12 protein-coding genes are annotated in these 12,489 nt (G+C 63.2%); all 12 read left to right on the forward strand.

The annotated features are described in order from the left end of the window. The first annotated feature begins 112 nt into the window (after window positions 1-112). The 12 genes from dsbD (at window position 113) to paaZ (ending at window position 12,462) form a co-directional block, all read left to right on the forward strand. On the forward strand, window positions 113-1,969 hold the full coding sequence (dsbD, locus tag ACWPVA_RS20030) for a protein-disulfide reductase DsbD (RefSeq protein ID WP_454289332.1): 1,857 nt from the start codon (window positions 113-115) through the stop codon (window positions 1,967-1,969). Next, the gene (locus ACWPVA_RS20035; RefSeq protein WP_454289333.1) at window positions 1,966-2,787 is read left to right on the forward strand and encodes a prolipoprotein diacylglyceryl transferase family protein; all 822 of its coding nucleotides are present in this window, start codon (window positions 1,966-1,968) and stop codon (window positions 2,785-2,787) included. Before dsbD ends, ACWPVA_RS20035 begins: the two co-directional genes overlap by 4 nt. After that, window positions 2,788-3,492: a L,D-transpeptidase gene (locus ACWPVA_RS20040; protein ID WP_454289334.1), complete on the forward strand. Its 705-nt coding sequence runs from the start codon at window positions 2,788-2,790 to the stop codon at window positions 3,490-3,492. Beyond that, a complete protein-coding gene (locus tag ACWPVA_RS20045) occupies window positions 3,492-4,100 on the forward strand; it encodes a DsbA family protein (RefSeq protein WP_454289335.1) in 609 nt (202 codons plus the stop codon). Before ACWPVA_RS20040 ends, ACWPVA_RS20045 begins: the two co-directional genes overlap by 1 nt. A gap of 204 nt (window positions 4,101-4,304) precedes the next feature. Continuing rightward, window positions 4,305-5,180 (forward strand): PaaX family transcriptional regulator C-terminal domain-containing protein, encoded by an 876-nt coding sequence (locus ACWPVA_RS20050; RefSeq protein ID WP_454289336.1) that lies wholly within the window; start codon window positions 4,305-4,307, stop codon window positions 5,178-5,180. 171 nt (window positions 5,181-5,351) lie between these two features. Then, entirely contained in the window at window positions 5,352-6,557 is a 1,206-nt protein-coding gene (gene pcaF / locus ACWPVA_RS20055; RefSeq protein WP_454289337.1) for a 3-oxoadipyl-CoA thiolase, read from the forward strand. Between the two features lie 17 nt (window positions 6,558-6,574). After that, window positions 6,575-7,573, forward strand: coding sequence for a 1,2-phenylacetyl-CoA epoxidase subunit PaaA (gene paaA, locus ACWPVA_RS20060; protein ID WP_454289338.1), 999 nt, complete (start codon window positions 6,575-6,577; stop codon window positions 7,571-7,573). A gap of 63 nt (window positions 7,574-7,636) precedes the next feature. Further along, window positions 7,637-7,921, forward strand: coding sequence for a 1,2-phenylacetyl-CoA epoxidase subunit PaaB (gene paaB / locus ACWPVA_RS20065; RefSeq protein WP_028737551.1), 285 nt, complete (start codon window positions 7,637-7,639; stop codon window positions 7,919-7,921). Next, window positions 7,921-8,697, forward strand: coding sequence for a 1,2-phenylacetyl-CoA epoxidase subunit PaaC (gene paaC / locus ACWPVA_RS20070; protein WP_454289339.1), 777 nt, complete (start codon window positions 7,921-7,923; stop codon window positions 8,695-8,697). The genes paaB and paaC overlap by 1 nt, the downstream gene beginning before the upstream one ends. An 11-nt stretch (window positions 8,698-8,708) precedes the next feature. Further along, window positions 8,709-9,230: a 1,2-phenylacetyl-CoA epoxidase subunit PaaD gene (paaD, locus tag ACWPVA_RS20075; RefSeq protein ID WP_454289340.1), complete on the forward strand. Its 522-nt coding sequence runs from the start codon at window positions 8,709-8,711 to the stop codon at window positions 9,228-9,230. Between the two features lie 20 nt (window positions 9,231-9,250). Beyond that, window positions 9,251-10,327: a 1,2-phenylacetyl-CoA epoxidase subunit PaaE gene (paaE, locus tag ACWPVA_RS20080; RefSeq protein ID WP_454289341.1), complete on the forward strand. Its 1,077-nt coding sequence runs from the start codon at window positions 9,251-9,253 to the stop codon at window positions 10,325-10,327. A 71-nt stretch (window positions 10,328-10,398) separates the two neighbouring features. Further along, window positions 10,399-12,462, forward strand: a complete 2,064-nt coding sequence (gene paaZ, locus ACWPVA_RS20085; RefSeq protein WP_454289342.1) for a phenylacetic acid degradation bifunctional protein PaaZ — start codon at window positions 10,399-10,401, stop codon at window positions 12,460-12,462. Window positions 12,463-12,489 lie beyond the last annotated feature (27 nt).

Here is a 12,489-nt window from a genome sequence, read left to right on the forward strand (position 1 = left end):
GAACCTGACCTTGATGTCCTCAATGCGATGCTCACCTTAAGCCTGCCTTAAGGTAGCGGGCCGATCCCGTTTCTCGAACAACAAATGGTCCGCCGCCGGAAGTACACAAGGCATGCAATATTCGAAACTCGTCATAGGGCTACTCTTTTCGGCCCTGTTTGCCATCCCGGCCGCGGCGCTCGAGCGGCCGCTCGACATGGACAAGGCATTCGTCTTCAGCGCCGAAAGAAGCGGGGATGGCCGCGTCTCGTTGAATTGGGACATTGGCAAGGGATATTACCTCTATCGCGATTACCTTGCCGCCGTGACGCCGGAGGGCAAACCGGTTGCTCTTGAAACCACGCCGGGCGTCCTCAAGGACGATCCGGGCTTCGGAAAGGTCGAGGTTTACTTCGATCATGCAGTGGCACTCGCATTGGCCGACGCCCCGGTGATCGAAGTCACCTACCAGGGGTGCCAGGACCAGGGGATTTGTTATCCGCCGACGACGCGCAGGATTGACCTTGCGGCGCTGGCGACGGAGCGCGGGAGCGTATGGACGCCGGCCGGCACAACCGGGTCGGCTATTCCCTCCCAAATTGCCGGCGAGACGTCGGCTGCAACAGTCGAAACGCGCCTGGCCGGCAGCGTCACCGGACTTGCAGGCGCTGCCCCACAATCCGGCGGCATGGTCGAGGGCTTCCTCGCCCGCGGCGGCGTGCCGCTACTTCTGGCGGCCTTTCTCGGCCTTGGCATGCTGCTGGCCTTTACGCCTTGCGTTTTCCCGATGTATCCCATTCTCGCCGCGACCCTGGCGCGCGAAGGCGAGCGGCTGACGGCGCGGCGCGGCTTCATGCTCTCGCTGACCTACGGGCTGGGGCTTGCGACCGCCTTCGGCATGCTCGGTTTGTTCGCCGCCTGGTCCGGGCAGAACCTTCAGTTCGCCCTGCAGTCGTCGGTGACGATTGCGCTGACTGCCGCGCTCTTCGTCGTGCTCGGCCTTGCCAGCTTCGGCCTGTTTGAATTGCAACTGCCGGCCGCGATCACCCGGCGGTTCGTGGGGGGCAATAGATCCGGCGCCGGATCGGTCGGTTCGGCGGCGGCGCTTGGCTTTACCTCCGCCCTGATCGTCGGGCCTTGTGTCACCGCGCCGCTTGCCGGCGCACTTCTCTATATCGCGCGTTCCGGCGACATGGTTCTTGGAGCCGCGGCCCTCTTCGCGCTCGGGCTCGGCAAATCTGTTCCGCTCATCGTGATGGCCACGTTCGGTTCGGGCATTTTGCCGCGTGCCGGCGCCTGGATGGAACGCATCCGTCAGTTCTTCGGCTTCCTGTTCATTGCCACGGCCATCTGGCTCGCAGAGCCGCTCCTGCCGGGAGCGGTGGTGCTTGGGCTTTGGTCAGCCCTGCTCGTCACCTTCGGCGTGTTCATCGGCGCTTTCGACAGCCTGCGCCCAGAAACCGGCGCGCTCCCACGTCTCGGCAAGTCGGTGGGGCTGCTGTCGGCCCTTTATGGCGCCGTGCTCGCCGTCGGGCTCGCAGCGGGAGCAACCGATCCCCTGGCGCCGCTTGCGTCGTTCTCGGCGGGCAAGGTCGCCTTGTCCCCGGCTGGTGTATCGAAGAAGGATTTTTCCGAAGTGGGATCCTCTCGCGAGCTCGAAGCCCTGCTTGCCGCCAACCCCGAGCGCAAGAGACCTGCCCTCGTCTATGTCACGGCTGACTGGTGTGTCAGCTGCCGGACGATCGAGAGAAAGGTGTTGTCGCGGCCCGAGGTGGCCGACGCACTGGCCGGTTTCGATCGGCTAAGCGTCGACCTTACTGCAAGCAATGCAGATCTCGCTGCCCTGATGAAATCGCTTGATGTCGTAGGTCCGCCGACCATGCTGTTCTTTGACGGTACGGCGGAAGTTCCGGAGACACGGCTTGTTGGAGAGGTCGACAAGGACAATCTGATTCTGTCCGCCAGTCGGGCGGAGGCGGCCCTCCAATGAATGCGGTTTCGATCGGTCCGTTTGCCTTCGACGTCGAAAGACTGGCCGCCATCCTCGGCATCGGTGTCTTCCTTGCCCTGGCAAGTCTTTTGTCCTCGCGCGCCGACAGCCGTCTGGGGCCGTGGTCGACGATGACGCTCGTGCTGGGCCTGATCGGCGCGCGCGCCGGTCATGTCCTGCCACATCTGGAGAGCTTTCTTGCCGAACCATGGCGCATCCTGGCCTTCTGGCAGGGCGGCTTTTCCGCGTCGGGGGCCTTGGCCGGCGTCCTGATTTCAACTGTGGTCCTGCTCAGAAAATCTCCCCGTCTGCTGCCATGGGCTGGAATCACTCTGGCGGTCGGTGCGGTTGCCTGGCTCTCGACCCTTGCCGTCCTGGGAAGCAGCGGGGAGATCGCTGCCCCCGACACACGGCTGGTGACGCTGGATGGCCGCTCTATCGCTCTTTCCGAGCGCGCCGGCCGCCCGCTTGTCATCAACCTCTGGGCAAGCTGGTGTCCGCCCTGCCGGCGCGAAATGCCGATGATGGCGGAAATGGCGCGCAGCCATCCGCAGATCGACTTCGTCTTCGCCAATCAGGGTGAAGCGACAGACCGCGTCGCAGACTATCTGGCTGATGCCGGCATAGTGATCGAGACAGCAATCGTCGACCAGACCTCGCTTCTGTCGCGGCACTACGCGGCGCCGGGCCTGCCCGCGACGCTCTTCATCCACCCCGACGGCACGCTCGCCGCTTCGCATCTCGGCGAAATCTCGCGCGAGAGCCTGTCGGAACAGATCAGTAGAATTACAACTCCGCTTGCGGAAAAGGACATATGAATGCGAAAATCTAACCAGTTGGGGCTTTTGAGCCGGGTGCGGCTCCTGGCCATGCCTTTGGTCTTGCTGTCCCTGTCGGCTTGTGTCCAGACGACCCGGCCAGCCGTCGAGCCGGACGTGGCGATGGTCGACCCGGCAGTGGCCAGCATGTATTCAGCGATCGACGACGGTGGAAACCTGATACCGGCCGTAGATGTTGCGAAGATCGAGCCGAAGAATGTCCGCCAGGTGGTCGACTACCAGACCAAGGAGCCGCCGGGCACCATCGTCGTCGATCCTTATGCCCGTTTTCTCTATCTCGTCATGGAGAACGGAAAAGCCATGCGCTACGGCGTCGGGGTCGCGAAAGCGGGCCTCGATTTCGTCGGCGAGGCGGATATATCCCGCAAGGCGCAATGGCCCGGCTGGACTCCGACGCCGAACATGATCAAGCGCGAACCGGAGCGCTACGAACCGCTCGCCAAGGGGCTGCCCGGCGGCATCAACAACCCGCTCGGTGCCCGTGCGCTCTATCTCTACAAGGGCGGACAGGACACGCTCTATCGTATCCATGGAACCAACGAGCCCTGGACGATCGGCAGGTCCGTGTCGTCCGGCTGCATCCGCATGTTCAACCAGGACATCATCGATCTGCATCGCCGCGTGCCTAAGGGCTCGCGCGTCGTTGTGCTCGGCCCCGAACAATCTGGAAAGGGAGAAATCTGATGCTCACCCGTAGAATTCTCATCAACGCCACTCTTGGCACCGTAGCCCTGTCGACGCTCATGCCGCGCCTGTCGTTTGCGCAGGACGTCACCAAGGAGGAGATCTATTTCGACAAGGATGCGCCCGTCCTCGGCAATCCGAAAGGCGACGTCACCCTCGTCGAATTCTTCGACTATCAATGCCCTTACTGCAAGAAGTCGCATCCGACGGTGAAGAAGCTCGCCGAAGAGGATGGCAACATCCGGCTCGTGCTGAAGGACTGGCCGGTCTTCGGCGGCGCTTCGATCTTCGCCGCCCAGGCCGTTCTCGGCGCCGCGCAGATCGGCCAGTATGAAAAGGCGATGGAAGCCCTGATGCGCACGTCCGGCAAGCTGACTGAGGAGGTGGTGGAGAAAGCGCTGACGGGTGCCGGCGTGAAGATGCAGGACATCGTCACGGCAGTGAACAAGCATAGTGACAAGATTTCCGGCCTGCTCGACCGCAACTACAACCAGGCACTCGCCTTGAATTTCGTCGGCACGCCATCCTTCGTCATCGGGTCGCATATCTATCCCGGCGTGCTGGACGAAAAGGGGCTGAAGGAAGCCATTGTTACGGCGCGGGGCTGATTCCACAATCCTGGGCCGGAGTTTTTGACAAACTCCGGCTCGAAGCCAGATCACATCGGTTCATTGAGATATTCTCGGGACCGTGCCCCGGGGACGGTCCTGACCCATCTCCATGAAATGTCACGGGCCTACCGTCTGCACGGGAAATGCTGTAGTGTCCGAACGGCGGCCAAAGTTTTGGCCGGACGAATATCGGGAGACAGTATGACCCTTGCAGTGCGCGGTTTCGATGGGCTTTCGGATATCCAGCAGCGCCTCACCGTTCGCGCGCCCGCTATGATCGTCACAATCTACGGCGATATCGTCGTGCCGCGTGGCGGTGTATTGTGGATGGGCACGCTGGTGGAAATCTGCGCGCGGCTCGGGATCAGCGAGACGCTGGTGCGCACCGCGGTCTCGCGTCTCGTCGCGGCCGACCAACTGGTCGGGGAGCGTGATGGTCGGCGGTCCTACTATCGCCTGGCCTCTGGCGCACGGACGGAGTTCGCCGCCGCAGCGAGGCTGCTTTACGGTCCGCAGGCCGCCGCCGACGGTTTCCTCATCCACCATGTGCCGGGCCTTTCCGACGAGGTCGCGCGCCGCTTCCGTCTCGGCCGCATGGGGCCGGATCTCTATCTTCGGCCCCGTCATCCGGAGAATGCTCCGCTTTCCGGGCTTACCTTCCGCGCCGACGCGATAAAGGATGGCGGCTTGCTGGCCGATTATGCGGCAACGCTCTGGAACCTGCAGTCCTTCGCCGACGAATACCGCGCGATGATCGATCTGTTCACGCCGTTGATGACGGCCCTGAAGAGGGGCGAAACACTACTTCCGGCCGATGCGGTGAGCGCACGGCTTCTGCTGGTTCAGGTTTACCGTGCCGTGCTGTTGCGAGATCCACGACTGCCGGCGGACGCTCTTCCCAGGGATTGGCCCGGTCTTGCAGCCCGCCGGCTCTTTGGAGGGCTTTACCGGTCGCTTTCACCCTTGGCCGATGCCTATATCGGCACCTTTTGTGAGGGGCGAGATGGCATTTTACCCGCCGAAACCGACGAGACCCTGGCACGGCTGGAGTCGCTTTCGCTGGAGGCTTGTCTTTAAGTAATTGAATATAAAAGATGAAAATGTCTTCTCGTTGCGGACAATCTAAAACATCACGAAAGAAGCAACAAAATCCTTTTCAGTGTGATGTTTTGGCGCTATAAGTTGACCGATCGGTTGGCTAATTGGAGACGTGCCGGCCGGACCTGATGCTCGGGGAGGAGTAAATCAATGCAGCAAGCCTTTATCTGCGATGCAGTGCGTACGCCCGTCGGCCGCTATGGCGGTGCTCTCGCATCCGTGCGGGCGGACGACCTCGCTGCTTTGCCGCTTGCCGCGCTGATGCAGCGCAATCCGGGCGTCGATTGGTCCAAGGTCGATGACCTGATCTTCGGTTGCGCCAACCAGGCCGGCGAAGACAACCGCAATGTCGCCCGCATGGCCGTGCTCTTGTCCGGCATGCCGATCAATGTGCCGGCGACGACAGTCAATCGCCTCTGCGGTTCCGGCATGGACGCCGTCGGCATGGCCGCGCGGGCGATCCGCGGCGGCGATTGCGATCTGGTGATTGCCGGCGGCGTCGAGAGCATGACGCGGGCGCCCTTCGTCATGCCGAAAGCGGATGCGGCCTTTTCCCGTTCGAACGCCGTCTATGACACGACGATCGGCTGGCGTTTTCCCAATCCGGCGATGAAAAAAATCTACGGAACCCATTCGATGCCGGAAACCGCCGACAACGTTGCGGCCGATTACAACATAAGTCGCGCAGACCAAGACGCATTTGCCGCGCGGTCGCAGGCTCGCTGGGCTGCCGCCCAGGCAGCGGGTGTCTTTGCCGACGAAATCGTCCCGGTGACGATCCCACAGAAGAAGGGTGAGCCGCTGGTCGTCTCCATCGACGAACATCCGCGTCCCGGCACCACGGCTGAACAGTTGTCGAAGCTCAAGGGCGTCAATGGTCCAGATCTCAGCGTCACGGCCGGCAATGCCTCCGGCGTCAACGACGGTGCTGCGGCTCTGGTAATTGCGTCGGAAGCCATGGCCAGGGAGCAGGGCCTTGTGCCGCGGGCCAGGATTGTCGCCATGGCGGCGGCCGGCGTTGAGCCGCGCATCATGGGGGTCGGCCCGGCGCCGGCGGTCCGCAAGGTGCTGGCGCGCGCCGGGATGACGCTTGAGCAGATGGATGTCATCGAACTGAACGAGGCCTTCGCGGCCCAGTCATTGGCGGTATTGCGCGACTTGGGCCTGCCGGACGACGCTGCACATGTGAACCCCAATGGTGGTGCAATCGCGATTGGTCATCCGCTCGGCATGTCCGGCGCGCGCCTTGTCATGACGGCCATGTACCAGCTGCACCGCACCGGCGGGCGCTACGCGCTCTGCACCATGTGCATTGGAGTGGGCCAGGGCATCGCCATCATCATTGAACGGATCTGAACAGGGAGGAAGCCGCCATGTACGCACAAATGGTCAAGACCGACAGCGATCGGGTGAAATCGCTGAACGAGATGTCGCCGGAGGAGCGGGCCTTTCAGGATCGCATCGATCGCGGTGAGAAGATCGAGCCCAAGGAGTGGATGCCGGAAAGCTATCGTAAGACGCTGATCCGCCAGGTCGGCCAGCACGCCCATTCCGAGATCGTCGGCCAGCTGCCGGAAGGCAACTGGATCACCCGTGCGCCGACGCTTGAGCGCAAGGCGATCCTTCTTGCCAAGGTGCAGGACGAGGCGGGCCACGGCCTCTATCTCTATTCCGCCGCCGAGACCCTCGGCGTCAGCCGCGACGAGCTTCTGGCGCTGCTCCATTCCGGCAAGATGAAGTATTCGTCGATCTTCAACTACCCGACGCTCAACTGGGCGGACATCGGTGCGGTCGGCTGGCTGGTCGACGGCGCGGCGATCATGAACCAGGTGCAGCTGCAGAAGACCTCCTACGGTCCCTACAGCCGCGCGATGATCCGCATCTGCAAGGAAGAGAGCTTCCACCAGCGCCAAGGCTACGACATCATGATGAAGATGGCGGCTGGCTCGCCCGAGCAGAAGGCCATGGCACAGGATGCGCTCAACCGCTTCTGGTATCCGTCGCTGATGATGTTCGGTCCGTCCGACAAGGACTCGGTGCACTCCGCGCAGTCGATGCAGTGGAAGATCAAGATCAACACCAATGACGAGCTGCGCCAGAAATTCGTCGATCAGACCGTGCCGCAGGCCAAGTATCTCGGCCTGACCATTCCCGACGAGAACCTGCGCTGGAATGAGGAGAAGGGCGGTCACGACTTCTCCGAGCCGGACTGGGAAGAGTTCTTCAACGTCATCGCCGGCAACGGACCCTGCAATGCCGAGCGCCTTGGCGCCCGCGTCACCGCCTGGGAAGACGGCGCGTGGTTCCGCGACGGCCTTATGGCCCATGCGGAAAAGCAAGAGGCGCGCCGGGCCGGTCGCAAGGCTGCCTGATCAATCCAATTCGGGAGCGGCGCACCCGCTCCCGTCCGTCACCTGAACTTGGGAGGAATAGCAATGTCCAGCGAATGGCCCCTTTGGGAAGTCTTTATCCGCGGTCAACATGGCCTGAACCATCGCCATGTCGGCAGCCTGCACGCCCCGGATGCCGAGATGGCGATCCGCAACGCCCGTGACGTCTACACCCGTCGCAACGAAGGCGTGTCGATCTGGGTGGTGAAGTCGGTCGACATCACCGCGTCGTCGCCGTCGGAAAAAGGCCCGTTGTTCGAGCCGTCGAACTCCAAGGTCTATCGTCACCCGACCTTCTTCGATATCCCGGCTGAAGTGGGGCACATGTGATGGCAACCGCGATCCCAGCGGTCGATCAGGCCGCATTCTTCGAATGGCTCCTGAGAATGGGAGACAACACGCTGATCCTCGGGCACCGCGTGTCCGAATGGTGCGGTCATTCGCCCGTGCTGGAAGAGGACATCGCGCTCGCCAATGTCGCGCTCGACCTGATTGGCCAGACCCAGTTCTGGCTCGGCCTGGCGGGTGAGGTCGAAGGCAAGGGGCGCACCGCCGACAATCTCGCCTATCTGCGCGATGCCGCGGCCTTCCGCAACGTGCTGCTCGTCGAGCGCCCGAACGGCGATTTCGGCAAGACGCTGATGCGGCAGTTCCTGTTCGATGCCTATCACATCGAGATGCTCCGCGCACTGGTCGCCTCGAGCGATCCGCGCGTTGCGGAAATCGCCCAGAAGGCGCTGAAGGAGGTATCCTACCACTTCGAGCGCTCGGCCGACCTCGTCATCCGTCTGGGCGACGGAACCGAGGAAAGCCATCGCCGGATGCAGAAGGCGCTCGATGACCTGTGGCCCTATACGGCCGAGATGTTCCTGGCCGATCCCGCCGATGAGGCGGTCGCGGCAGCGGGGATCGCACCGCTCCCCTCCGCGCTCAAGGCGGCATGGGACAGTTCGGTCGGCGAAGTGCTGGCAGAGGCGACGCTCGTCGCTCCAGAGGGTAGCTATCAGCACAAGGGCGGCAAGCGCGGCATCCATACGGAGCACCTGGGCTACATTCTCGCGGACATGCAGTTCCTGCAGCGGGCCTATCCGAACTCGGTCTGGTGAGGATTGACGCCATGGACGCCAGGACACTGCCCGAACTGGAAGAAGTCTGGCGCTGGCTGGGCGAGGTTCCGGATCCGGAAATCCCGGTGATCAGCCTGACCGATCTCGGCATCATCCGTGATGTCGCATGGGATGGCGATACCCTCGTCGTTGCCGTTACCCCGACCTATTCGGGCTGTCCGGCAACGACGGTGATCAACCTCGATATCGAGACGGCACTCAAGGGCCACGGCATAGAGAAGCTGCGCCTGGAGCGGCGGCTGTCACCGGCCTGGACGACGGACTGGATCAGCGCTGAGGGGCGGGACAAGCTTCGCGCCTACGGCATTGCGCCGCCAATCGACGGTACCGCCGCCGACGGGCGACTGATGGCCCGGGCCAACCGCCTTGCCGGCTCCAACCTTGCCGTCGCCTGCCCGCGATGTGGCTCGACCAAGACAGAGAAAGTCAGCCAGTTCGGCTCAACACCCTGCAAGGCGAGCTACCGATGCCGCGACTGCCTGGAACCCTTCGACTATTTCAAGTGCATCTGAGGATGCGGAGGACATAACGCATGGCACGCTTTCATCCCCTGACCGTGACCGACATCCGCCACGAGACCCGTGATGCGGTCGTCGTGACGCTCAAGCCGCGCGAGGAGGATCGCGCAGCCTTCGACTTCACCCAGGGCCAGTACCTGACCTTCCGCCGCGATTTCGAGGGCGAGGAACTGCGCCGGTCCTATTCGATCTGTGCGGGCAAGGACGAAGGTGTCCTGCGCGTCGGCATCAAGCGCGTCGACGGCGGCGCTTTCAGCAACTGGGCCAATGGCAACCTCGCGCCGGGCGATGTGATCGAGGCCATGCCGCCGATGGGCCGCTTCTACATGGACATCGATCCGACCGCTGAGAAACAGTATCTCGGTTTCGCCGGCGGTTCCGGCATCACGCCGCTGCTGTCGATCATCAAGACGGTTTTGGCGCGTGAGCCGAAGTCGCAATTCACGCTGATCTACGCCAATCGCCAGATCAACTCGATCATGTTCCGAGAGGAGCTGGAGGATCTGAAGAACACCTATCTTGGCCGTTTCTCCGTCCTGCACGTTCTGGAAAGCGAAGTGCAGGAGATCGATCTGTTCACCGGTCGTCTCGACGAGAACAAGCTCTCCGCCCTGTTCAGCAGCTGGATCGATCCGAAGTCGATCGACGCCGCCTTCATCTGCGGCCCCGAGCCGATGATGCTGACCATTGTCGCAAGCCTCAAGGCGCATGGGCTGAAGGACGAGCAGATCAAGTTCGAACTGTTCGCCTCCGGGCAGCCGGGCCGCGTCAAGAACCGTGTCGCCTCGGTCAGCGCCGAGGAAGCAGCGGCTGTGGTGGAGATGACCGTCACGCTCGATGGCACCACGCGGACTTTCAACATGCCCAAGCACGGCGTCAGTATTCTCGAGGCGGCGATCGCCCAGAGCATGGACGCGCCCTTCTCCTGCAAGGCCGGTGTCTGCTCCACCTGTCGGGCGAAGGTGCTGGAAGGCGAGGTCGAAATGGACACCAACCATGCGCTCGAGGACTACGAGGTCGAAGCCGGCTACGTGCTGACCTGCCAGTGTCACCCGCTGACCGAGAAGGTCGTGCTCTCCTACGACGAATAACCTCCCAGGCGGCGGGGCCCTGAGTGCCCCGCCGGCCGCACTGAATAAACCGATCCAGGAAGGATGACTTCATGAATGTTTCGGCTCGCGTTCCGCGCCGTCTCGAAAGCTATGTCTGTGGCCGCTGGACACCCGGCGACAAGCAAGGCGTACCGCTGCTCGATGCCTCGACGGGTGCCGCAATCGCATTCATCGACTCGACCGGCATCGATTTTTCCGCAGCACTCGCCTATGGCCGCGAGGTCGGCGGACCGAACCTGCGCGCCCTGTCGTTCCACGAACGGGCGCAGATGCTGAAAGCCCTCGGCCAGGTCCTGATGGACATGAAAGAGGAATTCTACGCCGAGAGCGCCCTGACCGGTGCGACCCGTGCCGACGGCTGGGTCGACATCGAGGGCGGCATCGGCACGATGCTGTCCTATTCGTCCAAGGCCCGGCGCGAACTGCCGAACACCCGCGTACTGATCGACGGCGACGTGGAGCTACTGTCCAAGGACAACAGCTTCTCCGCCCAGCATATACTCACCCCTCTGCACGGCATCGCCGTCCACATCAACGCCTTCAACTTCCCGGTCTGGGGCATGCTCGAGAAGATCGCCCCGACGCTGATCGCCGGCGTGCCCTCGCTGGTCAAGCCGGCAAGCCAGACCGCCTATCTGACCGAGCTCGTGGTCCGGCGGATCATCGAGACCGGCATCCTGCCGGAGGGTGCGTTACAGCTCGTTTCCGGCTCGGTCGGGGATCTGCTCGACCATGTCGGGGGACAGGACGCCGTGACCTTCACCGGCTCGGCCTGGACCGGTCGCAAGCTCAAGTCTCACCCCGCGGTGGTTGCCAACTCGGTTCGCTTCACCATGGAGGCCGACAGCTTGAACGCGTCTATCCTCGGCCCCGATGCCGGTCCGGGTACGGAGGAGTTCGACCTCTTCGTCAAGGAAGTGGCGCGCGAGATGACCTCGAAGGCCGGCCAGAAGTGCACGGCGATCCGGCGTGTGATTGCGCCCAAGGCCCATGTCCAGGCCCTGGTCGCCGCGCTCGGCGAGCGTCTCTCGAAGACCACGCTCGGCAATCCCTCAGACGAGGGCGTGCGCATGGGGCCGCTGGCAAGCCTTGCCCAGCGCGACGAAGTGCGCGAGCGCATCCGCGACCTGTCCGCCGATGCCGAGATCGTCTCCGGCGATCCTGACAATGTCCGCATCTTCTCCGGCGATGCCGACAAGGGCGCCTTCCTCAATCCGGTGCTGCTCTATTGCGACAAGCCGTTTACGGCTTCTGCGGTCCATGATGTCGAGGCGTTCGGTCCGGTTTCCACCGTGATGCCCTATGAAGGGCTGGAGGAAGCGATCGCGCTTGCCCAGATGGGCAAGGGCTCGCTGGCGGCGTCGGTCTTCACCAACGATCCGAAGGTCGCCGAAGAGATGGTGATCGGCATGGCGCCGTATCACGGCCGTATCCTGATCGGAAACCGCGCCTCGGCCAAGACCTCGACCGGCCATGGATCGCCGCTTGCCGGCCTGGTGCATGGCGGCCCCGGCCGCGCCGGCGGCGGCGAGGAAATGGGCGGCATGCGCGGCGTCAAGCACTACATGCAGCGCACCGCCGTCCAGGGCACCCCGCGCCTTCTCGCAGCCGTCACCGGTCGGTGGCTCGAAGGTGCCGGCGCCGGCGACACGAGCGTCCATCCGTTCCGCAAGTCGCTGGCCGAGCTCAAGATCGGCGACCAGACCATCACGGCCAAGCGCACTGTGACGCTCGACGACATCGAGCATTTCGCCCACTTCACCGGCGACACCTTCTACGCCCACATGGACGAGGTGGCCGCCAAAGCCAATCCGTTCTTCGACGGGCGCGTCGCCCATGGCTATCTGATCGCTTCCTTTGCCGCCGGCCTGTTCGTCGATCCGGATCCGGGTCCGGTGCTTGCCAACTACGGCGTCGACCACCTGCGCTTCCTCACCCCGGTCAATCCGGGGGATACGTTGCAGGTGCGGCTGACCTGCAAGGAGATCAACCCGCGCGCCAATGCCGATCATGGTGAAGTCCGCTGGGACTGTCAGGTGACGAACCAGGACGGCGCGGTCGTCGCGCAATACGATGTCCTGACCATGGTCGCCAAGACCTGGAACGCGACTTGAGGACATGCAAAAAACCGACGGCCAGCA

Source organism: Rhizobium arsenicireducens, assembly GCF_964021225.1.

Excerpts from the sequence above, each read along its gene's own strand:
- dsbD (WP_454289332.1), top strand. The coding sequence starts at position 113 with ATGCAATATTCGAAACTCGTCATAGGGCTACTCTTTTCGGCCCTGTTT.
- ACWPVA_RS20035 (WP_454289333.1), top strand. The coding sequence starts at position 1,966 with ATGAATGCGGTTTCGATCGGTCCGTTTGCCTTCGACGTCGAAAGACTG.
- ACWPVA_RS20040 (WP_454289334.1), top strand. The coding sequence starts at position 2,788 with ATGCGAAAATCTAACCAGTTGGGGCTTTTGAGCCGGGTGCGGCTCCTG.
- ACWPVA_RS20045 (WP_454289335.1), top strand. The coding sequence starts at position 3,492 with ATGCTCACCCGTAGAATTCTCATCAACGCCACTCTTGGCACCGTAGCC.
- ACWPVA_RS20050 (WP_454289336.1), top strand. The coding sequence starts at position 4,305 with ATGACCCTTGCAGTGCGCGGTTTCGATGGGCTTTCGGATATCCAGCAG.
- pcaF (WP_454289337.1), top strand. The coding sequence starts at position 5,352 with ATGCAGCAAGCCTTTATCTGCGATGCAGTGCGTACGCCCGTCGGCCGC.
- paaA (WP_454289338.1), top strand. The coding sequence starts at position 6,575 with ATGTACGCACAAATGGTCAAGACCGACAGCGATCGGGTGAAATCGCTG.
- paaB (WP_028737551.1), top strand. The coding sequence starts at position 7,637 with ATGTCCAGCGAATGGCCCCTTTGGGAAGTCTTTATCCGCGGTCAACAT.
- paaC (WP_454289339.1), top strand. The coding sequence starts at position 7,921 with ATGGCAACCGCGATCCCAGCGGTCGATCAGGCCGCATTCTTCGAATGG.
- paaD (WP_454289340.1), top strand. The coding sequence starts at position 8,709 with ATGGACGCCAGGACACTGCCCGAACTGGAAGAAGTCTGGCGCTGGCTG.
- paaE (WP_454289341.1), top strand. The coding sequence starts at position 9,251 with ATGGCACGCTTTCATCCCCTGACCGTGACCGACATCCGCCACGAGACC.
- paaZ (WP_454289342.1), top strand. The coding sequence starts at position 10,399 with ATGAATGTTTCGGCTCGCGTTCCGCGCCGTCTCGAAAGCTATGTCTGT.